17 protein-coding genes are annotated in these 23,344 nt (G+C 70.4%); 4 read left to right on the top strand and 13 right to left on the bottom strand.

Going from position 1 to position 23,344, the window contains the following annotated elements:
• Positions 1-114 precede the first annotated feature (114 nt).
• The 8 genes from ABD912_RS10630 to ABD912_RS10595 form a co-directional block, all read right to left on the bottom strand.
• Complete coding sequence (locus tag ABD912_RS10630) at positions 115-1,800, bottom strand: ABC transporter ATP-binding protein (protein ID WP_345150658.1); 1,686 nt, start codon at positions 1,798-1,800, stop codon at positions 115-117.
• Positions 1,797-2,807 carry an ABC transporter permease gene (locus ABD912_RS10625; protein ID WP_345150656.1) on the bottom strand — a complete coding sequence of 337 codons (1,011 nt, stop codon included), beginning with the start codon at positions 2,805-2,807 and terminating at the stop codon, positions 1,797-1,799. The genes ABD912_RS10630 and ABD912_RS10625 overlap by 4 nt, the downstream gene beginning before the upstream one ends.
• A 1-nt stretch (position 2,808) precedes the next feature.
• On the bottom strand, positions 2,809-3,906 hold the full coding sequence (locus tag ABD912_RS10620) for an ABC transporter permease (protein ID WP_345150654.1): 1,098 nt from the start codon (positions 3,904-3,906) through the stop codon (positions 2,809-2,811).
• A gap of 72 nt (positions 3,907-3,978) precedes the next feature.
• Positions 3,979-5,604 (bottom strand): ABC transporter substrate-binding protein, encoded by a 1,626-nt coding sequence (locus tag ABD912_RS10615; protein WP_345150652.1) that lies wholly within the window; start codon positions 5,602-5,604, stop codon positions 3,979-3,981.
• A gap of 116 nt (positions 5,605-5,720) precedes the next feature.
• On the bottom strand, positions 5,721-6,854 hold the full coding sequence (gene mnmA / locus ABD912_RS10610; RefSeq protein WP_345150650.1) for a tRNA 2-thiouridine(34) synthase MnmA: 1,134 nt from the start codon (positions 6,852-6,854) through the stop codon (positions 5,721-5,723).
• A complete protein-coding gene (locus tag ABD912_RS10605; RefSeq protein ID WP_425548052.1) occupies positions 6,851-8,041 on the bottom strand; it encodes a cysteine desulfurase family protein in 1,191 nt (396 codons plus the stop codon). The genes mnmA and ABD912_RS10605 overlap by 4 nt, the downstream gene beginning before the upstream one ends.
• A gap of 89 nt (positions 8,042-8,130) precedes the next feature.
• Positions 8,131-10,272, bottom strand: coding sequence for a RyR domain-containing protein (locus tag ABD912_RS10600; protein ID WP_345150646.1), 2,142 nt, complete (start codon positions 10,270-10,272; stop codon positions 8,131-8,133).
• Positions 10,273-10,543: 271 nt separating this feature from the next.
• On the bottom strand, positions 10,544-14,782 hold the full coding sequence (locus ABD912_RS10595) for an nSTAND1 domain-containing NTPase (RefSeq protein WP_345150643.1): 4,239 nt from the start codon (positions 14,780-14,782) through the stop codon (positions 10,544-10,546).
• Positions 14,783-15,127: 345 nt separating this feature from the next.
• Between ABD912_RS10595 and ABD912_RS10590 the strand changes: the two genes are divergently transcribed.
• Positions 15,128-16,054 carry a DMT family transporter gene (locus ABD912_RS10590; RefSeq protein ID WP_345150642.1) on the top strand — a complete coding sequence of 309 codons (927 nt, stop codon included), beginning with the start codon at positions 15,128-15,130 and terminating at the stop codon, positions 16,052-16,054.
• A gap of 1 nt (position 16,055) precedes the next feature.
• Here ABD912_RS10590 and ABD912_RS10585 read toward each other — a convergent pair whose 3' ends face one another.
• A complete protein-coding gene (locus ABD912_RS10585; RefSeq protein ID WP_345150641.1) occupies positions 16,056-16,943 on the bottom strand; it encodes a hypothetical protein in 888 nt (295 codons plus the stop codon).
• 129 nt (positions 16,944-17,072) lie between these two features.
• Here ABD912_RS10585 and ABD912_RS10580 point away from each other — a divergent pair, with 129 nt between their 5' ends.
• The 3 genes from ABD912_RS10580 (at position 17,073) to ABD912_RS10570 (ending at position 19,176) form a co-directional block, all read left to right on the top strand.
• Entirely contained in the window at positions 17,073-17,999 is a 927-nt protein-coding gene (locus ABD912_RS10580) for a J domain-containing protein (RefSeq protein ID WP_345150640.1), read from the top strand.
• Positions 18,000-18,020: 21 nt separating this feature from the next.
• Positions 18,021-18,503: a tRNA (cytidine(34)-2'-O)-methyltransferase gene (locus tag ABD912_RS10575; RefSeq protein WP_345150639.1), complete on the top strand. Its 483-nt coding sequence runs from the start codon at positions 18,021-18,023 to the stop codon at positions 18,501-18,503.
• A gap of 103 nt (positions 18,504-18,606) precedes the next feature.
• A complete protein-coding gene (locus tag ABD912_RS10570) occupies positions 18,607-19,176 on the top strand; it encodes an anti-sigma factor (RefSeq protein ID WP_345150637.1) in 570 nt (189 codons plus the stop codon).
• Between the two features lie 102 nt (positions 19,177-19,278).
• Here the strand turns inward: ABD912_RS10570 and ABD912_RS10565 are convergent, their stop codons facing one another.
• From ABD912_RS10565 to ABD912_RS10550, 4 genes are all read right to left on the bottom strand, one after another.
• The gene (locus tag ABD912_RS10565; protein ID WP_345150635.1) at positions 19,279-20,034 is read right to left on the bottom strand and encodes a PIG-L deacetylase family protein; all 756 of its coding nucleotides are present in this window, start codon (positions 20,032-20,034) and stop codon (positions 19,279-19,281) included.
• Positions 20,034-20,987, bottom strand: a complete 954-nt coding sequence (locus ABD912_RS10560; RefSeq protein ID WP_345150634.1) for an electron transfer flavoprotein subunit alpha/FixB family protein — start codon at positions 20,985-20,987, stop codon at positions 20,034-20,036. The genes ABD912_RS10565 and ABD912_RS10560 overlap by 1 nt, the downstream gene beginning before the upstream one ends.
• Positions 20,988-21,009: 22 nt before the next feature.
• The gene (locus ABD912_RS10555) at positions 21,010-21,828 is read right to left on the bottom strand and encodes an electron transfer flavoprotein subunit beta/FixA family protein (protein ID WP_345150633.1); all 819 of its coding nucleotides are present in this window, start codon (positions 21,826-21,828) and stop codon (positions 21,010-21,012) included.
• A 79-nt stretch (positions 21,829-21,907) separates the two neighbouring features.
• The gene (locus ABD912_RS10550) at positions 21,908-23,332 is read right to left on the bottom strand and encodes a S1C family serine protease (RefSeq protein WP_345150632.1); all 1,425 of its coding nucleotides are present in this window, start codon (positions 23,330-23,332) and stop codon (positions 21,908-21,910) included.
• Positions 23,333-23,344 lie beyond the last annotated feature (12 nt).

Here is a 23,344-nt window from a genome sequence, read left to right as displayed (position 1 = left end):
GGTGGACGCTACTGGCCGAGGGACCCGCGCCGAGCGAAGCGAGGGGTGGGAGGCGGGTGGACGCTACTGGCCGATGGACCCGCGCCGAGCGAGCGGGTCCCCGGTGGGGCTGTGTCAGTCCGTGGTGCCGCGCAGGGCCTCCCGCCGTCGGGCCTGTTCCTCGGGGTCGGGGACGGGCAGCGAGGCGATGAGCCTGCGCGTGTAGGGGTGCTGCGGGTCGCCCATGACGCGGCTGCCGACGCCTTCCTCGACAAGCCTGCCGCGCAGCAGCACGCCCACCCAATGGGAGAGCATGTCCACAACGGCCAGGTCGTGGCTGATGAACAGCGCGGCGAACCCCAGTTGCTGCTGGAGTTCGCGGAACAGTTCAAGCACCTTGGCCTGGACGGACACGTCGAGGGCTGAGGTGGGTTCGTCGGCGATTAGCAGGCGGGGGTGCAGCGCCAGTGACCGGGCCAGGGAGGCCCGCTGCCGCTGTCCGCCGGAGAGTTCGTGCGGGAAGCGGTCGGCGTATGCGGCGGGCAGCTGCACCGATTCGAGGAGTTCCCCGACCCTGCGGCGGATGGCGGCGGCATCGCCCTGCCGGTGCACGAACAGGGGTTCGGCGACACAGTCTCCGATGGTCAGCTGCGGGTTGAAGCTGGCCGCGGGGTCCTGGAAGACGAATCCGATGTCCTTGCGCAGCGGCTTGAAGGTTCGCTCATGGAACCCGTGCATCTCGTAGCCGAACACCTTCAGGGACCCGCCGGTCACCCGGTTCAGGCCGGCGATCGCCCGTCCGATCGTGGTCTTGCCCGAACCGGACTCCCCCACCAGCCCGTACACCTCCCCGGCCGCGATGCTCAGGCTGACACCGTCCACGGCCTTGAACCCCGGGGCCCCGAGGCGCCCCGGGAACTCGATGCTCAGCCGGTCCGCTTCCACCAGCAGTTCCTGCCCGGAGCGGTCCCGCTCCGTCATTCCCGCCGAGGCGGAATGACGGCCCAGGTGGGGCACGGCCGCGAGCAGGTCCTGCGTGTACTGCTCGCGCGGATGGGCAAAGAGCTCGCCGACCGGCGCCTCCTCCACGACGTCCCCGCGGTACATCACCATAACGCGGTCCGCGAGGTCGGCGACCACCCCCATGTTGTGGGTGATCAGGACGATCGCGGTGTTGTACGTGTCCCGCAGTTCGCGCAGCAGGTCCAGGATCTCCGCCTGCACCGTCACGTCCAGGGCGGTGGTGGGCTCGTCGGCCACGATCAGCGCCGGGTTCAGCGCCAATGCCGACGCGATCACCACGCGCTGTTTCTGCCCGCCGGAGAACTGGTGCGGGTAGTAGTCGACCCGATGCTCCGGGTCCGGGATGCCGACCTTGCGCAGCGCCTCGATGGCCCGGGTGCGGGCCTCCTTCTTCGAGACCTTGCCGTGGGCCCGGATGCCTTCGGCGATCTGCCACCCCACCGTGAAGACGGGGTTCAGCGCGGTCGATGGCTCCTGGAAAATCATCGCCACGTCCGGCCCGCGCAGGGCGCGCAGGTCGGCGCCGCTCAGCGCCACCACGTTGTGCCCGCTGACCAGCACCGCGCCCGTGCTGCTTGCGGTCTCGGCGAGCAGGCCCAGCACGGCCCGCGCCGTCACGGTCTTGCCGGACCCGGATTCGCCGACGATTGCGACCACCTCCCCGGGAGCAACGCTCAGGCTGACGTCGCGGACGGCCGCCACGTCGCCGGCGTCCGTCGCGAAGGTGACCGCCAGGTTCCTGATGTCCAGGACCGGACCGCCGGTCCGGTCCGCGTTCGCTTCCGTTGCCGCGCTCATGCCGCCGTTTCCTTCCCGGCCGCACCGGCCGCCGTCGTGCCGTGCCGGCCGGCCTTTGACCGGCCGGCCTTGCGCCGCCCGCGCAGCCGCGGGTCGGCGAGGTCGTTCATCGATTCGCCCAGCAGCGTCAGGCCCATCACGGTGAGCACGATCGCCATGCCGGGGTAGATGCCGGTCCACCAGATGCCGCTGGTGGCGTCGGACAGCGCACGGTTGAGGTCGTACCCCCATTCGGCCGCCGCCGTGGGTTCGATGCCGAAGCCCAGGAAGCCGAGGCCGGCGAGGGTGAGGACGGCCTCGGAGGCGTTGAGCGTGAAGATCAGCGGCAGCGTGCGCGTGGCGTTGCGGAAGATGTGCCGGCCCATGATCCGCCACGAGGAGGCCCCGACGACCATCGCCGACTCCACGAACGGCTCGGACTTCAGCCGGATGGTCTCCGCGCGGATGACTCGGAAGTACTGCGGGATGAAGACCACGGTGATCGAGATCGCGGCGGCGAAGATGCCGCCCCACAGGCTGGACTGGCCCTGGCTGATCACGATCGACATGACGATCGCCAGCAGCAGGGACGGGAAGGCGTAGATCGCGTCCGCGACGACCACGAGCACGCGGTCCAGCCACCCGCCCAGGTAGCCGGAAACCAGCCCGAGCGCGATGCCGGCGAAGATCGACAGCACGACGGCGACGACGATCACCGCGGCCGACGTCCGGGCTCCCCACAGCGTGCGGGAGAGGACGTCGTAACCGCCGACCGTGGTGCCCCACGGGTGTTGGGGACTGGGCGGCGCCTGCGTGGGGAAGGGGCCGGCGGCGTCGAAGGTCTGCGCGAACCCGTAGGGGGCGAGCAGGGGCGCGCAGATCGCCACGAACAGGAAGACGGCGGTCAGCACGACGCCGGCGATGAGCATGCCGCGCTGCAGGCCAACGCTCATGCGCAGGTGGGACACGACCGGCAGGCGGCTCCAGAAGGAGCCGCGGGCGGGCTCGGCGGGTGCGGTGGTTGCCATGTCAGTACCTCACCCTCGGGTCGAGCAGCGCGGCGATGACGTCCACGATGAAGTTGGTGACGGCCACGATCACCGCCAGCAGCATGACGATGCCCTGCACGGCGACGAAGTCGCGGGCCGTGAGGTACTGGGCCAGCATGAAGCCCAGGCCCTTCCATTCAAACGTGGATTCCGTCAGCACGGCCCCTCCCAGCAGCAGCGCGATCTGCAGGCCCATCACGGTGATGATCGGGATGAGCGCGGGCTTGAAGGAATGGTGGGTGAGCAACCGGTATTCGGACACTCCGCGGGAGCGTCCGGCCTCCACGTATTCCCTGCCGAGGGTGCCGATCACGTTGGTGCGGACCAGCCGGAGGAAGACCCCGGCGGTGAGCAGGCCGAGTGCGACCGCCGGCAGCACCGCGTGCCGCGCCACGTCGCCCAGGGCCTCCCAGTTGCCGGAGCGGATGGCGTCCAGCCAGTAGATGCCGGTGGGCGCGCCGAGGTTGGCCAGCGCCAGTTCGCTGTCGATGCCCGCGCGGCCGGCGATCGGCAGCCAGCCCAGCCCCACCCCGAAGACGAGCTTGAGCAGCAGGCCGGCAAAGAACACCGGGGTCGCGTAGAAGAGGATCGCGGCGACCCGCAGCACCGCGTCCGGCCACTTGTCCCGGAACCGGGCCGCGAGCAGCCCGAACGGGATGCCCACCAGCAGGGCGATGACCAGCGCGTTCAGCGCCAGTTCGAGCGTTGCGGCGCCGTAAGTGAGCAGGACCTCCGTGACGGCCCGGTTGTCCGTGAGCGTGCGCCCGAAGTTCCCGGAGAAGACCTGTCCCAGGTACTCGAGGTATTGCACCAGCAGGGGGCGGTCGTAGCCGGCCTCGTGGATGCGCTGGGCCAGCTGGTCGGGCGTGAGGCGCCCGCCCATGGCGGCAGTGATGGGGTCGCCGGTGATGCGCATCAGGAAGAACACCAGGGTGACCAGGATGAAGATCGTGGGAAAGATCAGCAGGAACCTCACCAGCAGGTAACGGCCCAGGCTTCCGCCGGCCTTGGTCCTGCTGCGGGCCGCCGTGGCGGTGGGGTCGTCGGCGGCTTCCGGAAGTTCGATCAGGGATGACATCGGGCACCTCCCTCATAGCCGGCGGGACGCGGCGCGCCCCGCCGGCAACGCTTGTGACTACTGGGCTCGTGACTACTTGGACAGCACGCCCAGGCGGAACTTGAAGGAGGCGTCCAGGGTCTGGTCCACGCCCTGCACGCCGGCGCCGGCCACGGCGACCTGGGCGCCCTGGAGCAGCGGCAGCGTCGAGAGGTCCTTGGCCACCGCCGTTTGGATGTCCTCGATCAGCCCGGTTCGCTTCGCCTGGTCGACCGTGACGCGCTGCTCGCTGATCATCCGGTCGACGTCGGCGTTGAAGTAGTTGTTGTTCAGGAAGTTGTCCTTCGCGAAGAACGGCGAGAGGTAGTTGTCGGCGTCCGAGTAGTCGGGGAACCAACCCAGCTGGTACATCGGGTAGTCGGTGATGCGCGACTTCTGGTAGGTGACCCACTCGGTCGATTGCAGGTTCACCTTGAACAGGCCGCCGGTCTCCAGCTGGTTCTTGATCATCGCGTACTCGTCGCCCGAGGACGGGCCGTAGTGGTCCGGGTTGTACTGCAGGTTCAGGGTGACCGGGGTGGTGACGCCGGCCGCCTCAAGGACGGCCTTGGCCTTGTCCAGGGACGGGCCGCCATTGTCGCCGTAGAGGTCCTTGAGCGGTTCGATCGCACCGGTGAAGCCGGCCGGCACGTAGGAGTACACCGGGGTGTAGGTGTCCTTGTAGACCTGGGTGGCGATCGCCTGGCGGTCCACCAGGTGGGCGGTGGCCTGGCGCACGGCCAGGGCCTTGGCCTCGTCCGCCTCCGGCGTCGCGGCACCGAAGGGGATGGTGTCGAAGTTGTAGACGATGTAGCGCAGTTCCCCGCCGGGGCCCTTGTGGACCTTGACCTTGCTGTCCTTGCCGAGGCTTTCTACGTCGGTCGGGGTCAGGGAGCGGTAGGCGACGTCGATGTTGCCCTGCTGGATGTCCAGCTTCAGGTTGTTCGAGTTGGCGTAGTACTTCATGTTGACCGTGGACGTGGCCGGGGCGCCGAGCAGGCCTTGGTAGCCGTCGTAGGCCTTGAAGGCGATCAGCTCGTTCTTCTTGTAGCTGTCGATCGCGTACGGGCCCGCGAAGGCCTTGCCGGCAACGATCGAGTCGTCGTCGAGGACCGCGTCCGCGGGGAACACCTCGTCGTCCACGATGGGCGCGACGGGGCTGCCCAGGACCTGGGCGAACGTCTGGTCGTTGCCCTGCTTGAGCTTGAAGACCACGGTCGTGGGATCCGGGGCCTCCACCGAGTCCAGGTTCCCGAGCAGCGAGGAGGGTCCGTTGGGGTCGGCGATCTTGACCTGGCGGTCGAACGTGAACTTGACGTCGGCGGAGTCGAGGTCGTTGCCGTTGGCCCATTTCAGGCCGGGCTTCAGTTTCACCGTGTACTCGGTGGGGGTGGTGAACTCGGCCGATTCGGCGATGTCGGGCTCCGGGTCCGGGCTGCCGGGGGCGGAGTTCATCAGGAACGGGAAGATCTGGTTCATCACCACGAACGACCCGTTGTCGTAGGAACCCGCCGGATCCAGCGAGGTGACCTTGTCTGTGGTCCCGACCGTGATCGTCCCCCCGGCGGCCGTCCCGCTCGTCGCGGTGGTGCCGGAAGGCCCGGTGCAGGCGGTCAGCGCCAGGGCGGATGCGCCCATGACCGCCGCAGCGAACCGAAGCCTGGTTGGTGTGCTGGTCATCGATTTCCTCCATGTCAGGCAACGAGTGAATGGGACCACGCTGACGTGAGCCGATTCAACCAGACAGGACACGGATGGAACAGGGCCCGAGGAGACGGGACCCGAAGGGAACAGGGTCAGCCGGCGGCGCCCTGCCAGGCGGCGCTGCGCGTCGAGTCGATGGTCGCCTGGCCCAGCACGCGGGTGCCCTGGTACAGGACCATGGTCTGTCCGGGGGCCACCCCCCGCAGCGGTTCCACCAGCGACACGGCCAGTTCGGGGCGGCCGTCCGCGCCGGCTTCGACGCGCGCGCGGGCCGGGACCGGGTCGCCGTGCGCCCGCACCTGGACCATGCAGTCGAACTCCTCGCCGGAGCCGGCCGCGGGGATCGGCAGGCCGGCCCAGCTGACCTTGATGCCGCGCAGCACGTCCACGGCGAGCAGCTCCTGCGGTCCCACCACAACCGTGTTGTCCTTGGGACGGATCTCCAGCACGAAGCGCGGCTTCCCGTCCGGGGCCGGGCGGCCCAGCCGCAGGCCCTTGCGCTGGCCGACGGTGAACGCGTGGGCGCCCGGGTGGGTGCCCACCACGGTGCCCTCGTGGTCCAGGATCTCGCCGTCGGCCATCTCGATGCGCTCGGAGAGCCAGCCGCGGGTGTCGCCGTCAGGGATGAAGCAGATGTCGTGGCTGTCCGGCTTGTTCGCCACGGACAGCCCGCGGCGCTCGGCCTCCGCGCGGACCTCGGCCTTGGAGGGGGTGTCCGCCAGCGGGAACAGGGAGTGCTTGAGCTGCTCGTGGGTCAGCACGCCCAGCACGTAGGACTGGTCCTTGGCCCAGTCGGCGGCGCGGTGCAGTTCGCGGTTGCCGTCGGCGTCCTCGATGACCTTGGCGTAGTGGCCGGTGCACACGGCGTCGAAGCCGAGCGCAAGGGCCTTCTCCAGCAGCGCGGCGAACTTGATGCGCTCGTTGCAGCGCATGCACGGGTTCGGGGTTCGGCCGGCGGCGTATTCGGCGACGAAGTCCTCGACCACGTCCTCCTTGAACCGCTCGGAGAAGTCCCACACGTAGTACGGGATGCCGAGCACGTCGCAGGCGCGCCAGGCGTCGCGGGAGTCCTCGATGGTGCAGCAGCCCCGGCTGCCGGTGCGCAGCGTGCCGGGCATCCGGCTCAGCGCCAGGTGCACGCCGACGACGTCGTGCCCGGCCTCCACGGCGCGCGCCGCCGCCACCGCGGAGTCGACCCCGCCGCTCATTGCCGCCAAAACCCTCATGAAATGAAACCCGTTCCCGCTGTTCGAATGCTGCTTTCGTGGCCGGCCATGCCGGCCTTCCGCGCCCGCGCGTAGGCCTCGGGCAGCGCGGCCACCAAAGCGTCAACGTCGGGGCCGGTGGATGTATGCCCGAGCGTGAAGCGCTGGGACCCGCGCGCGGTCTCCTCGTCCCGGCCCATGGCCAGCAGGACGTGGCTGGGCCGGGGCACCCCGGCGGTGCAGGCGGAGCCGGTGGAGGAGGCGATGCCCAGCATGTCCAGCATGAACAGCAGCGAATCCCCCTCGCAGCCGGGGAAGGTGAAATGGGCGTTGCCGGGCAGGCGCGTGCCGGCGTGGCCGGCGTCGTCCGGGCCGTTGAGCACGGCCTCGGGGACCGCGTGCACGACGCCGGCGACCAGCCGGTCGCGCAGCGTCGCCAGCCGTTCGCTTTCCGCGGGAAGGGCCGCGACGGCGTCGTGTGCTGCCCGGGCGAACGCGGCGGCCGCGGCGGTGTTGAGGGTTCCCGAGCGCAGCGCGCGCTCGTGCCCGCCGCCGTGCTGGACCGGGACAAGGGCCACGTCGCGGCGCACGAAGAGCGCGCCGATGCCAACGGGGCCACCGATCTTGTGTCCGCTCACGGCCATCGTCGCCAGCCCCGAGGCGGCGAAGTCCACCGGCACCGAGGTGAAGGCCTGGACGGCGTCGGAGTGGACGGGGATGCCGTGGGCGGAGGCCAGCGCAACGGCCTCGGCGATCGGCTGCACGGTACCGACCTCGTTATTGGCCCACATGGCCGTCACCAGCGCCACCGACTCCGGGTCGCGGCCGATCTCGGCACCCAGCGCCTTCAGGTCCAGGCGGCCCTCGGCGTCAACGGGGATCCAGACGGCTTCCGCGCCCTGGTGGGCCTCGAGCCACTCGACCGTGTCCAGCACCGCGTGGTGCTCGACCGTGCTGCACAGGATCCGGCGCCGGCGCGGGTCCGCGGTGTTCCGCGCCCAGTAGAGGCCCTTGACCGCCAGGTTGTCCGCCTCGGTGCCGCCGGAGGTGAAGATCACCTCGGAGGAATGGGCGCCCGCCGCGGAGGCCAGGGTCTCGCGGGCGTCCTCGACGGCCATGTGGGCACGCCGGCCGGCCCCGTGCAGCGAGGACGGGTTGCCGGTGCGGGCCAGTTCGCGGGTCATCACGGCCAGCGCGGCCGCGGACATGGGGGTCGTGGCGGCATGGTCCAGGTAGACGGGTTCGAGGTGGACGGGGGTGTTCGCGGGCACCCGCCAATTCTACCGGGCTCGGGGCCTTAGCCGTCCGGCACGTAGCGCTGCCGGAAGGATTGGGACGGGATCACCCAGGACTCGCCGGTGTTGGCCCGGGCAATGTAGTCGCCCGAGCGAGCCACCGCCAGCCCTTCCAGCGTCATGATGGCCTCACTGTCGTTGGACACGTGGGCGAAAATGCTGCCGACCCGCTGCCAGCGGTCCGCCTCGACATGCTGGTAGGTCCTGGTGAATTGCTCCGCCTTCACCGTCCACTGGTGCCGGTCGGCGGACTCGACCCACCAGTCTCCTGCATCTCCCCGGAGCTGGTCCCCGTTCTCCGTGCTCCATTCCCTGGGCTCGGTGAGCGGTGTCGCCGTGACCTCGCCCACCCTGAGGTAGCGGGCCCACCCGCCCTCGTCCTGCGCAACGTGCTTAAGGCGGTAGGGCCGGAAGCCCAGCAACGCCAGCAGTTCCAGGGTGTCAAAGACGCTGCTGACGTCCTTCTCCCGGTCGGGGCCGTCCAGTTGCTCCCACGGCACTAGGTTCGGGTGGCGTTTGGGCCGGTCGGAGCGGCCGCCGCGGGTCCAGCCGTGGGCCAGGAGGTATTCCATCCAGGATTCGTGCTCCAGCCGGGCAAGCCGCTGGATTTCGTCCTGGCTCAGGCATGCCGGCCGGCTTCCGTTGCCGGGGGCCAGGTCCGCGGGCGACCAGTCGATGCCCAGCGGGGCCATGGCACGCATCAGGGTAAGGATGGGACGCACGTTGTTGGCCTGATAGAAGGCGGAGAGCTCATCGAAGGGTTTGCGGGACTCGGTGAGCTCGGCCCCGGCCGTGGCGTGCTGTAGACGATATGCCTCGTGTTTCAGCCTGGCCATGCGGCCCCAGAGGCCCGAACCGACCCCCACGTCCAGGCCCAGCGTGGGGCCGACGGCGAACAGCCGGCCAAACAGCGGCTCGGCCGGATTTCCCGGTTCCGATTCACTTGCCCGGAAAATCAGGTGGTGCGGGCATTTGGCGGCCAGCCGCTGCGGCAGGTCGGAAACCGGGAGCTCGGCTGGGTCGGCAACGACGACGCAGGCGTTCGGCTCCGCGGCAAGTTTCCGGGCCAGCCGCTGAAGATCCGGCTGTCCCGCCACCGGTTCCACCGGATGCCGAAAGGTCCAGCGGCCGAACCGGGCCTGGAACAGCTCGAAGTCTTCGATGACATCCCGTGCCTGCGGGTCCCACACCCGCAGGCACGGGATGGTGTCGCCGGGGCGCTCCGTGAAGATCGCGGCTTCGCGGTCACGCACGGCAAATTCGGACAACAGGGCCTGGACCAGCCGGTTGGAACCGAATACCCACACGGTGCTGCATCCCGCGTCCAGGATCGAGTCGGCCATGGACTGCGCCATGGCGCCCGGAACACTGATGGCATCGGCCATCCAAGGTTGGGCGGCGTGCAGCTGCTCACGCCGGAACGCATCGCCACGCCACAGGTCATCGATTCGCACATAGGCCCTGACCGGAACCCGGACCGCGGCCTCGGCATCGTAGGCCAGGCCCTTCCGGACGGAGCGGTACTGCGCGATATTCCTTCCGGCGTCGTCCGACAGGAAGTAGACGGCGTCGATGATGCGGCGCTTGCGCCCGAAGGCAGCGGACCGCTCCTGCGGGTCCGCCGGGTCGCCATCGACGACGACGATGCCGGCCTTGCGGCACCGGAACGCCAGCGCCTCATCGATGCCGGAGTCGATCAGAACCACCAGGCTGCCCTCGGGGGCCTCGGTGGCGATATCGGTCAGGACGCCGAAGGCGTCCATGCCGGTGAGGCTCCCGGAAACGCCGGTCACCAAGGTGATCCGGCCAGCCATGCGTGCCCGCACCCGATCCGCATAGCGCGGGAAGACCGAGCGGACGAGCCCTACCACACCCGCCGACACGGCCAGCCAGCCCAGGACACGCGCCAACTGGAGGGCGGTCGGCGGACGGGCCGGACAGGAACCCGCCAGGTCACGGCCGAAGGGCTGGTCGAGGCCCCCGGAAAACAGCCTCAAGGTTTCGGCCAAGGGCGCCCAGAAAGGAGACATGCCCGGATAGCAGCGCCAGTAGGCCGCTATACCCAGCGCCACGGCGGCGCCTCCCAGCGTGGTGACCAGCCACGCGTGGCTTTTGCGGGCTTGGGAACGGCTGAGGGCTTCCACGAGCCAGGCTCCGGCCAACACCGCAGCTGCAGCAAGCGTGATGAGTAACGGCGATGTCGGATCCAAGAAGGGCCCGGACTGTTCGTGGGGGAAAAAGGCGGCACCGGCAAAGGCGATCGCGACGCACACTGCCAGCACCACCCCGCACAGAACGGCAGCGGCCTTGAGCGCCGGCAGACGGTAACGCGAAGACCGCCAAGTGCTGCGCAACGATCGGGTCCTGATAATACGTGAGGCCTTCACCGTCTTGCTCCCGTCTGCGATGTCGGGATCAACCGGCGGCAGGGACGTCCGGTATCGGCAAGTCCGGACAGACCCTGACGTAGTCGATATCCGGGGACACCCACTCGCTCCACTGTTGATGGCTGGGGTTCCGGGTGAGTTTGGCGCACAGCTGCGCGGACAAGTCCTGGCCGGGTTTGTCGGCAATCACCGGCCACCGCCGCAGCGTCCCGTCTTCGCTGCCGGAAACGATCCAGTCTCCATCCGGGCTGAACGCCACGGAGGTCACCTCCCGCTGATGTCTCGCCAGCGGTTCGCCGACCGGTTCGCCCGTGGCGGCATCCCACAACCGCACCGTCCCGTCTGCGCCACCGGAGGCGATCCGGCTTCCGTCCGGACTGAAGGCCACCGCCAGCAGCTGTGTTCCTCGACGCTGCTGTCCGCTCGGCCATCCGAGCGGTGCGCCGGCGACGGCGTCCCACAGCCGCACCGTACCGTCCAAGCCGTCAGAGACGATCCGACGCGCGCCCGGGCTGAAAGCTACCCCCCGCACCTCCCCGAAGTGGCCTACGAGCGGCTCGCCGACCGGTGTGCCGCTGATTGCGTCCCACAACCGCACCGTGCCATCCGCGCCCCCCGAGACGATCCGGCTCCCATCCGGACTGAACGCCACCGCCCGCACCGTGCCCGCATGCCCTACGAGCGGCTCGCCGACCGGTGTGCCGCTGGTTGCATCCCACAACCGCACCGTGCCATCCACGCCCCCCGAAACGATCCGGCTCCCATCCGGACCGAACGCCACCGCCCACACGTCGCCGTCGTGCCCGGCCAGCGGCTTCCCGACCGGCGCGCCGCTGGTTGCATCCCACAACCGCACCGTGCCATCCACGCCCCCCGCAACGATCCGGCTCCCATCCGGACCGAACGCCACCGCCCACACCGTACCCTCATGGCCCACCAGCGGCTCACCGACAGGGTCGCCCTTGGCGGCGTCCCACAACCGCACCGTGCCGTCGCTCCCGCCCGAGGCGATCCTGCTCCCATCCGGACTGAACGCCACCCCCCACACCTCGCCAACGTGCCCGGCCAACGGCTCATTGACCGGTTCACCGGCAACAACGTCCCACAACCGCACCGTGCCGTCCTCGCTTCCCCAGATGAGCTGGGTCCCGTCCGGGCTGAACGCAACCGCCCACACCGGGCCGTCGTGCCCGGCCAAGGGATCACCGACCGATGTGCCGAGGGCTGCATCCCACAACCGCACCGTGCCGTCCGCGCTACCGGAAGCGATCCGACGCCCGTCCGGGCTGAACGCGACCGCCCATACCGAATCGTCATGCCCGGCCAGCGGCTCACCGACCGGATCGCCGGTGGCGGCATCCCACAACCGCACCGTCCCGTCGCTACCGCCCGAGGCGATCCTGCTCCCATCCGGACTGAACGCCACGTCCCATACCGTGCCGTCATGCCCGGCCAGCGGCTTACCGACCGGATCGCCGGTGGCGGCGTCCCACAACCGCACCGTGCCGTCGCTCCCGCCGGAGGCGATCCGTCGGTCTTGGTTGACCGCCACTGCCCACACCGGGCCTTCGTGCCCGACCAAAGGCTCCCCGACCGGATCGCCGGTGGTTGCATCCCACAACCGCACCGTTCCATCCTGGCCACCGGAAACAATCCTCTTCCCGTCCAGCCCGAACGCCACGGAGGTCACCCACCCCGTGTGCCCGGAGAGCGGCTCGCCGACCGGTTCGCCGGTGGCGGCATCCCACAACCGCACCGTCCCATCCGTGCTGCCCGAGACGATCCGACGCCCGTCCGGGCTGAATGCCACCCCCCACACATCGCTCGTGTGTCCGGAAAGCGGCTCGCCGACCGGTTCGCCGGTGGCGGCATCCCACAACCGCACCGTTCCATCCGTGCTGCCCGAGGCGATCCGGCGCCCGTCCGGGCTGAACGCCACGGAATTGACCTCGGAGTCGACTTCCACGATGCCTCGCCCGCCATACTGCAAGAGGAGTGCCTCCATCAGCGCGTCCTCCCCCTCGGGCATCGGCTTCACCGCCTGCGCGGCCAGGATCTGCTTCACTGCCCGCAGGCTCCCACCGGACACGTCGCCGGCCAGCATGGAGCGGGATTCGGAGACCAGCCGCAGGACGGTCGCCTCGCGGGAGCGGTCATCGGCCTCGGTCGCGGAAATCCCGACAAGATATAGCGAGACCCCGGCAACCAGCCCCAGACCCACCGCAACGACCGCGATCGCCGCGGTGGCGGCGAGGACAAGATGCAACACCCGCGACCGTTTCCGAAGGACCGTGGCGTGGGCTTCGGCCTCCACCTGCTTCTCCCGCGCGGCCTGCAGTTCGGCCTCATGCCGGCGTTTCTCGGCCATCAGCCGGTCCTGCTCACGCTGCCGCGAGGCCAGCAGGAATTCCCGGCTGGGGTTGAGCCGTTCGCGGAAGCCTGGTTTCGCGGCCAGGGTCTCGGCGTCCGCCAGGCGCATGCCCTCCAGCAGCCAGGCCTCGTTGCGCCGGCTGTGTTCCCAAGCCGCGGCCGCGCGCTCCAGGCTGTCCGCGTCCTTGAGGTCCTCCCGTTCCTCGCCCAGCCAGTCGGCCAGCTCGCGCCACTGCCGCAGCAGGCTTTCCAAGGTCACTTCGACGACGCCTTCACCGCCCCGCACGTCCCGGACCAATAGGCGCTTCTCCACCAGGGCGTCGATGAGCGGGCGGGCTTCCTCGGGCAGGTCGGCCCAGCGTGCGACCCGGCGCATCGGCTGGTCGTTGTCCGGATTGATGGTGGCCAGCCAGGGGATGAACGCCGAGCGAAGCAGTTCCAGCTGGCGCTGCCGTTGGACGGTGCCGGTGGCCAGCAGGCTGTCAATTTCGGTCTGCACCACGTGGGGCAGGCCGCCCATTTTCAGATACTCGTCCAGCCGCAGATCCCCGTCGCCCCCATAATCCTGGTACAGCCGCGCAAGCGTCAGCGACAGCAGCGGCAAGGTGTCGGCCCCCTGCCCGCATTCCTCCAGCAACCTGTCCACGAGCGCCGGCTCCACCGACAACCGTTTCCCCGCTTGGCCCGCCCTCGCGGCGGGACCGAGGATGACTTCCTTGAACTGCGCCCGCGGCATCGGCTTTAGGTCATCGAAGACAACGCCCTGCAGCTCCGCCAGTTCCGGCGCGGTCTGAAGTGCCTCGTAGCGGTCGGCCCGAATGGTGCAAGCGACGATCATTGTCTGCTCGGTGCCCCGGTGGCAGAGTCGCCCCAGCAGGTCGAGGAACAGGGGCCCCTCCGTTCCGGCGTCGGCATTGAACAGCTCTTCGGCTTGGTCCAACGGCAGGACCAGGGTGGGCGGCGGCGTGTTCGGGGGGACCTCGAGGAGTTGCTCGAACGCCTTCTGGCGCGCCTCCAGCAGCCACTGCCGCAACATGTCCGGATCGGAAAAGCAGGCCTCCTTGAGTTCACCCAGCGTCGGGCGCTCCAGCCCGAGGCGGGTACGCAGGGCATGGACGGCCTGCCCCAGGCCCTGCTCGCCGGTCAGCGCATTGCGTTCGGGACGCACAATGTCCAGCACCAGGAACTTCCGGTCCTCACGCCGCAACCTGGGCAAGAGCCCCGCCCGCAGAAAGGAGGATTTGCCGGCACCGGAGGGGCCAAGAATCACAAAAAGCGACTCGACGCCGGCAGTCCGCATGCCGCGCAGCGCATCCATGCCCCGGACAATCTGTGCGTCCCGGCCGAAGAACACTGCCGCATCCACTTCCTCCAGCGGCTCCCAGCCCCGGTAGGGCGCACGGTCCGGGTCGTGGGACGGCGGCCAGGCGAAGTGCTCGGCGCCAATCCCGGCTTTCCGCAGCGCCCCGTACAGGCGATGCAGCCCCTCGGTGCGGAACCGTACCTGCCCGGCTCCTCCCTCCGCCGCAACCACCGTGTCCGGGCCTTCACCAAAGAGGTCGCAGTACTGCCACTCCCCGGTGGTGCCGCCATCGGCCACGGGCTCGAGCCGCGCGCAGAGGATGCGTTTGTTCAGTGACTCCGCCAATCGGAACTCTGCCTTGCATTCGTAGGAAGCCTCCCAGTTCGCCGAAAGCAGGCAGATCACCACTTCGCATCGGGCATTGGCTTGCCTCAGTGCATTGCGCCAGCCTTCGCCCGGACTGATGCCCGTCTCCGGGTCCACGTCCAGGAAGATCTCCCCAGCAAGGCTCGGATCGTGCACCACCAGCCAGCGCTTCAGCGCTGTGGCCTGTTGAACGTCCCGGCTCGAATGGCTCAGGAAAATGCGGGACATGCCATGACTCGTTGCTCAGAAGCGGCGTCCCGGCCTTCGATTCCCTGCGGCGAGTGCCTGTTCGCTTCCCCGGCGTCCTGCTCGCCCTGTCCCCTGACCACTTCCCTGACCACGAGCATGGCGCAAACTCCCTGCCGGCAACCTTGATGTGTTGTGGCCCCTCTGCGGCCCGTTATACGCCTCAGCCCCATGGGTGTCCATGCCGGCGCCTGGACCGAGGATCACTGCCGCGCCTGCATCTGCCCCGCGCATCTGCCCCCCCCGCCGCGCGAATCGGACGGCGGGGGCAGTCTTTCCCCTACCCCGATTTCGCGCATCGGCCCCGGACAGCGTTGAATCCTAGGCATGAAGGCGGTTGTGTATCTGGTCCTGGCCACCCTGTTTTGGGCGGGCAACTACGTGGTCGGCGAGACCGCCGTGAAGTCGATGGAGCCGCTGGCCCTGACCTGGTGGCGGTGGGCCTTCGCCGTCGTGCCGCTGCTGGTGCTGGCCCACGTGGCCGAGCGTCCGGACTGGCGGGCCGTGGCCGCCCGCTGGCGGCTCCTGCTGCCCATGGGGTGCCTGGGCATGGGCGCCTACGCCCTGTTCCTCTACGGCTCGCTGCAGTACACCACGGCCGTGAACGCGGCCCTGATCAATGCGGCCAATCCGGCACTGATCGTAGTCTTCGCGGTGGTGCTCCTGCGGGCCCGCCCGGGCTGGCGCGGCTGGGCGGGGGTGCTGCTTGGCCTTGCGGGGGTCCTGCTGGTGCTCAGCGGCGGAAGCCTGGATCACCTGCTGGCGGTGCGGTTCAACAGCGGGGACCTGCTGATGCTCGGCGCGATCACGGTGTGGGCGCTGTACACGGTCCTGGGCCGGCGCGTCCGGCTGCCGGCCATCGCCTCGACCGCCGCCCAGGTGGTGTTCGCCCTGGCCGCGATGGCGCCGTTCGCCGCCGTGTTCGGGGTGCCGTTGCCGGCCGACACCCCGGGGTGGGCCTCGCTGGGGTTCATGGTGCTGTTCCCCTCGATCGGCTCCTACCTGCTGTGGAACGCCGCGCTGCGGACGGTCGCCCCCAGTTCAGCGGGAATGTTCCTGAACCTGATCACGGTCTTCACCGCACTGGCCGCGGTGCTGCTGGGCCAAGCCCTGACGCCGGCGCAGGTGCTCGGCGGAGTCCTGGTGCTCGGCGGCATGGCGCTCACCAACCTCAAGCCGCGGGCCAGGAATCAAGCCCCGTCGCCGGTCCCTGCCGCCTGCCCCGCCGAAGCCGGGGCCGGGGACCGGGCCTGACCTAGTATCCGGGCAGTTCGGGCATGGGGTTGATCCGATCCCCGTGGAGGTCCAGCCGCGATCCCGGGACCACCGTGCGCACCTCGAGCCCGGGGGCCGCGGAGAGTTCGCGGACCAGTTCGGTGCTGCCGGCGACGATCGTGCTGTCCTCGTACAGTTCGCTGGACACCAGCCACGCGCGGTCGGCCGGCCACGCGAGGTTCGGGGACTGGCGCTCCTCGATGTGCCCGTACCGCTTCCAGAGCGGGTTCGCCAGGTCCTCCATGCTGCCGCGGAAGACGTAGTAGGAACGGTAGCCGCCGGCCAGGTCCAGGGTGGGGCCACCGATCACCTCGGGGCCGAAGGCAGGCTTCTTCGCCTCCTCCTCCAGGGCCCGCTGCCCGGCCAGCACCGCCGGGTCGGCCTCCCCCTCATCGGCCGCCGACAACAGGGCCACCGCGTCGCCGCCGTGGATGAACGCAAAGCCGTTCCACAGCCCCAGGTAGACCTCCTCGGGGGTGGAGGTGTGCCGGGCCAGGATTCCGGCGAGCGCCGCCAGGTCCGGCTGGGGCATGCCGGTGCCGCTGGGGGGCTCGCCCTCCCACGCGTCCTCCACCAGCATCTCCCCGTATTCGGAGAGCCCGGACACCGCCGTGAACTGGGCCTCCCCGTGCAGGACGGTGCCCCGCGCGGCGGCGACGTCGGCCCAGCGGACCGGACGGCCGTCGTCGTCCGCGGCCGGATGGAAGATCCGCGCATAGGCGGCGAAACCGGTCGGCACCTGGCCGGCGACGGTGGAGGCGGCCTCCGGGCCGGCGACGGTGGAGGCGGCCTCCGGGCCGGCGGCCGTCCGGGCCAGGTCCTCGACGATCCAGCGTCCGGGCTCCGGGCCCGCGAATTCCAAGCTCATGCGCCCAACCCTACCGGTGCGGTGGGGCCGGTAGGATTTTGCCGTCGGCACCGTACAGGACCACCGTTTCCGGGCACCCGTTTCGGGCAGCGGGCCGACCCCACTGGCACCAGGAAAGGGGCGCACGCCGTGTCGCAGGAGCGGACCCACTACGAGGTGCTCGGGATCCCCGTGAACGCCGACGCCGCCGCGGTCAAGGCCGCCTACCGGCGCGCGGCCCGGGCCACCCACCCGGACCACGGCGGGGACGCCTCCGAGTTCCGGCTGGTCTCGCTGGCCTACGAGACGCTGTCAGACCCCGCGGCCCGCAGCGCCTACGACCGCAGCTACGGCGGCACGTCCGCGTACCGGCGCCCGGCCTCCGACGACGCCGGAGCCTACCGCGCCGGCGCCGAGACGGTGGTCCGGCCCGGGCAGGCGCGCCCCACGGCGACCGACGAGACGGTGTACGTCCCGGCGTTCGCGCCGGGCACCGTTCCCGTGCTGGACCAGGCCACCGCCGCCCAGCGCATGCACGGCGCGCCCCGCAAGCGCGGGGTCTTCGGCGCGCAGGCCCGGCTGGCCCGGGAGGCCCGCACCGTCCAACTGCTCTCCACCCACGTGCTGGGGGCGCTGCCCTCGGCACGCCTGGTCAACGGGCTGCACTCCCCCGCCGACCGCGGCTACCTGGACCACGCCCTGCTGGCCGGGTACCGGCTGGCGCTGGTCGACTCGATGATGCTCCCGCGCGGAGTCTACCGCTGGGACGGGACCAGCCTGCTCCGGGACGGGAAGGGCATCGATCCGCCGCGGCTGGCGCCGGCCGTGCGGCGCATGCAGGAGATCTTCCCGGAGCTGAACGTGACCGGCTGGACGGTGATCCTCTCCCCCGACGGGAACCTCCACGAACCGGTCATCGACTACGCCCGCGGGGCGGACCCGTCCTCCACCGCCGCCGTGCACGTGGTCAACGGGGCGAACCTGGTGCGCGAACTGAAGATGTTCCTGGGCACCGGCCCGGCCCCCAACGTGGTGGACGTCCCGGTGCTGGCCCGGCTGCTGGGCGGCATGTACTGATACCGGCATAGGATGGGGGCCGTGTTCCGCATTCTTTTCTTCACGCCCGAAATCCCCGGCAACACCGGCAACGCCATCCGGCTGGCCGCGGTGACCGGCGCCGAACTGCACCTGGTCGAACCGCTCGGCTTCGACTTCGAGGACTCCAAGCTGCGCCGCGCCGGGCTCGACTACCACGACCTGGCCGTGGTCACCGTGCACAAGACGCTCGAGGACGCGTGGGAGGCCCTGGCCCCGGAGCGCGTGTTTGCCTTCACCTCCGACGGCGAGGAGCTGTACACCGACATCGAGTACCGCGCCGGCGACGTGCTTATGTTCGGCCCCGAATCCGTGGGACTGCCCGCCGCCGTCAAGGCCGACCCGCGCGTGACCTCGCGCGTCCGGCTGCCCATGCTGGAAGCGCGGCGTTCGCTGAACCTGGCCAATTCCGCCTCGATCGCGCTCTACGAGGCGTGGCGGCAGCACGGCTTCGCCGGAGCCGTGGTCAAGCGGTCCGCGTTGTAGGTCCGTGGGGAGCTTCCGTGCCGACATCCCGGAAGCGTTCAGGTAGGTCAATTATGCTGGTGGGGCGCCCCCCTGCGTTCGCCCTAAGTAAGAAACGAGTACCATGCGCCGCACCAACCCCGCAGATTTCCCCTCCGAGCCCGCCGGGGAGGAGAACCCTGATCAGGCTCCGGACCTGGGACTGGACCTGATCGAGGAGCTTGCCGAGGACGACGGCGGACGCCGCAGCAGGCCCGCACGGAAGTGGCTCCTGGTGGCCGTCGCGGCCGCCGTCCTGCTGATCGGCGGCATCAGCCTTGCCCTGTCCCTGGCCCCCCGGGACCTTGCCGCGGAGGTCGCCAAGGCCTCCGACCGGGTCGAGGCGACGGTGGAGATCGAGGGTGGCGGAACCGCCGTCGTGGCCGTCTCCGCCGACGCCGACGCCGGCACCGTCACGCTGTCCGGACTACCGGCCCCGCAGGACGGCTCCGACTACCAGCTCTGGGTGCTGGCGGCGGATTCGGGCAACCCGAGCTCGCTGCAGGTCGTCTCCCGCGACGAGCTGGACACCACCGCGGCCTTCAAGGGCCTGGACGCCATCGAGGGCCTGTCGCTGACCGTGGAGCCGGAGGGCGGATCGGCGGGGCCGACCTCCGCCGCCGTGGTCACGGTGGAGCTTCCCGAATCCAAGTAGTTGCAGGCCAAGTAGCGGCCAACACGACGAAGGGCCTCCCGGGCGCGCGGTGCGCCGGGAGGCCCTTCGTTGTCCGGAGAGGTTTGTGACAAGGGCGGCGGGCTAGAAGCCCGCGATGGCCTCCGGCGGGTTGACGGCGACGACGTGGAAGGACTCGGCGAGCCGGCCCTCCCCCAGTCCGCCGGCGGCCGCACGGTCGCGGGCCTTGTCTTCCACGAAGGCCTCCATCTTGGCGATGTCGGGATGCTGGGTCAGGTGGTGGCGCAGGGCCTCCATCTTGCGGTCGAAGGTCTCCGTGACGTCCACCCAGTGGTTCTCCCGTTCCGCGGGGCCCGCGTAGAGCCACAGCCAGGGCAGCTTGTAGGCGGACAGGCCCTCCGCCTCCAGCTCCGGGTAGGCGAACGGGTTCTCCACCGCCGGGTAGACGGAGCGCACCACGGCCTCGCCGCAGGCGAGGTGGTCGGGGTGGGAGGACTGGATGCGGTCCCAGTTCCGTTCCGGGTGCATGGCCAGCACGACGTCGGGACGCACCTGGCGGATGAGCGCCACCACGCGGCGCATCACCTCGTGGCTCGGCTCCAGGTAGCCGTCGCGCTCACCGAGGAAGTGGACGTGCTCCACCCCGACGGTGAGGGCGGCCTGGCGCTGCTCCGTGTGGCGCAGCGCGGCCATCTCGGCGTGGTTGTCCTTCGCGAAGCCGCCGGCGTCTCCGTCGGTCATGATGCAGTAGTGCACCTCGGCGCCCGCCGCGGTCCAGGCGGCGACGGTGCCCGCGGCGCCGAAGTCCAGGTCGTCGGGGTGCGCGGCGAAACACAGCACCCGGCGCACGGGGTGGAGGTCGGGATCGAAGCCCGCCATTACTCGCTCCGCCGGCGCCTGATCTCGGCCGCGGCCTGCGGCAGCACCGTGGCGAGGTCGCCGACGATGCCGAAGTCGGCAATCTCGAACACCGGAGCGTCCTCGTCCTTGTTGACCGCGACGATCACCGTCGAGGTCTGCATGCCGGCCTTCTGCTGGATGGCGCCGGAAATGCCGGCCGAGACGTACAGCTGCGGGGAGACGGTGGTGCCGGTCTGCCCCACCTGCGCGTCATGCCCGATCCAGCCGGCGTCGGTGGCCGCGCGGGAGGCGCCGACGGCGGCGCCGAGCGCGTCCGCCAGTTCCTCCACGGGGCCGAAGTCCCCGTCCACGCCGCGCCCGCCGGCCACGACGATGCGGGCCTCCTGCAGCGCCGGGCGCCGGCTGGCGGGCTTGGCGGCGGTGCCGGTGACGCGGGCCGCGGGTCCGGGCTCCCCGGCGTCGAGCGCCACCACCTCGGGGGCGCCGCCGGTCGGCTCCGCCGGATCGATGCTGTTGGGCTTGACCGTGACCACCGGGATGCCGTGCACGGCGCGGGCCGTGACGGTGTAGGAGCCGGCGAGCACGGGCTTGGTGACCGTCAGGTCCGGCGCGATGCCGATCGCATCGGTGATGACGCCGGAAGAGAGCTTGATGCCCACGCGGGCGGCGATCTCCTTGCCCTCCCCGGTGTTCGGCAGCAGCACGGCGGCGGCGTCGGCGGCCCGCGCGGCGGCGGCGACGAACGCGGCCTTGCCGGCGACGAGGAGTTCGTCCGCCCCGTCGGTGCCGATGTAGACGGTCGCGGCGCCGTGGGCGCCCAGGCCCGCGGCGGCGTCCCCGGCGGGGTGCGCCTCTGTGGCCGCGACGGCGGCGACGGGCGTGCCCAGCCCGGCGGCCAGGGCGAGCAGTTCGCGCTGCGCCTTGGTGGGTTCGGCGGCGGGCGTGTCGATGTAAACCAGGATGTTGGCCATGGGGGTGGTCCTTCTCGTCGTCCTAGAGCAGCTTCTGGTCGGCCAGGAAATCCACCAGCCGGATGCCGGCGTCGCCGGTGTCCTTGATGACGGTTCCGGCCTGGCGCGGCGGGCGGGCCTCGGCGGAGAGGACCCGGGTCCAGGAACCGGCGGCGCCGACCTGGTCCGCGGCAACGCCGATCTCGGCGAGGGAGAGGGTCTGGATCTTCTTCCTCTTGGCCGCGATGATCCCCTTGAAGTTCGGGTAGCGCGGCTCGTTGGCCTGGTCGGTGACGGAGAGCAGCGCCGGCAGCGGCGCCTGCACCGTCTGCGATCCGGAGTCGCCGTCGCGGCGGACGGTGAGGGTGCCCGCACCGTCCAGCTCCACCCGGGAGGCCAGGGTCAGCTGCGGCAGGCCCAGCCGTTCGGCGAGCTGGGACGGCACCAGCGAGGTCTCCCCGTCGGTGGAGGACATGCCGGTGACGATCAGGTCGAAGGCGCCCAGGTGGCGCACCACTGCCGCCAGCGCCAGCGAGGTGGCGGCAGCGTCGGAGCCTGCCAGCGCGGGATCGGTCAGGTGCACGCCGTCGGTGGCCCCCATCTGCAGGGACTTCTTGACGGCGTTCGCGGCTGCCTCCGGGCCCATGGACAGGGCAGTGACGGTGCTGCCGCCCTTCGCGCCGCCGCGGGATTCGGCCAGCTGCAGGGCCGCCTCCACCGCGTACTCGTCAAGCTCGGACAGGATGCTGTCCTGGCGGCCGATGGTGTGGCCTGGGCCGGAGAGGTGCCGGTCCAACTGCGCGTCCGGGACGTGCTTGACCAGAACCAGGATCTTCAGCGGCGTGCCGGTTGCGTCGCTCATTGCTGCCTTTCCTCGGGGAACGTGGCCGCTCGGGCCACGGTCCATGCTATCGCCCGGGCCGGCCCCCGGCGGGGATGGGCTACTCCGTGACTTCCGAAACCGTCACATCGACGCTCTGTGACTGACCATTACGCGTGAAGTGCACCGTGGCCTGGCTGCCGGTCGCGTATTCGCGGATGGCGGCGGTCAGTGACAGGCTGTCCTCCACGCTGCGGTCGCCCACGCCCGTAATGATGTCGCCCTGCTTCAGGCCGGCCTTGGCGGCGGGCGATCCATCGCTTACGCTGCGGACCTCGGCGCCGACGCTGAAGGAGGTGGCGCCGGAGGCGGTGTCGGCCGCCTTGGCCTGGACCGTGACGCCCAGCAGCCCGTGGGTGGCCTTGCCGTTGGCGATCAGGTCGTTGGCGATGCGCTTGGCGTAGTCGATCGGGACCGCGAAGCCCACGCCGATGCTGCCGCTGTCCTCGGAGGCGGTGGAGCCGGAGGAGGCCGAGGCGATCGCGACGTTCACGCCGATGATGTCGCCGTTGATGTCCACCAGCGCACCACCGGAGTTGCCGTGGTTGATCGCGGCGTCGGTCTGGATGACGTTGACCGCGATCGAGCCCTGGCTGGAGGAGGTGTCCTGCTGGCCGGGGAACTGGAAGTTGAACTCGTCGTCGTTGCTGTCCTGCGATCCCTCCGCGGTGGTGTCAGGCACGGCCGAGGAGGCGATGCTGATGGTCCGGTTCAGGGTGGAGACGATGCCGTCGGTGACGGTCCCGCTCAGGCCCAGCGGGGCGCCGATGGCGATCGCCGCGTCACCGACGTTGAGGGAGGAGGAGCTGCCCAGCGTGGCCGGGGTCAGGTTGGGTGCCTCGATCTTGATGACCGCCAGGTCGGAGAGCGGGTCGGTGCCGACAACGGTGGCGTCGTGGACCTGGCCGTCGCTGGTGCGCACGGCAATCACCGGGTTCGCCACCTCTCCCCCGAGCGTCACCACGTGGGTGTTGGTGAGGATGTGGCCGTCGGTGTCCAGGATGATGCCGGATCCGGAGCCGGACGCGTTCCCGCCACTGACCTCGATCGTGACCACGCTCGGGGACGCCTTCGCGGCGGCCGCCGTCACGGCCGTGACGTTCTCCGGGTTGTTGATGACCACCTGCTGGCCCGAGGCCGTGGTGAGGCTGGCGGCGCCGGAGCCGTTGACGGCGTATCCGGTGGCCACTGCGGTCCCGCCACCGACCAGGGCGGCCGCCAGCATGCCGGCAATCAGCACGGGTGCGCCGAAGCGGCGCGGCTGCTTCTTCGGAGCGGGTGACGGGGCAGCCGGCTGGGCGGGCTGCCCGAAGCTGCCAGTGCCGGTGTTGCCGGTTCCGAAACCGCCGGGGATCGGCGCGGTGGCGTTCCATGAGGAATACGGCGGCTGGGATGCGCCCGGGGCCTGGGGCGGGGCGTCCGGACGCGGAGGCACGGCAGGGCCGGCATCGGTGCCGATGGGGGTGGTGCCGTTGGTCTCGCTCATGGCTTTTGGGGT

The organism is Arthrobacter ginkgonis (assembly GCF_039540195.1).
Lineage (GTDB): Bacteria > Actinomycetota > Actinomycetes > Actinomycetales > Micrococcaceae > Zafaria > Zafaria ginkgonis.
This window is presented reverse-complemented; position numbering and strand designations above follow the sequence as displayed.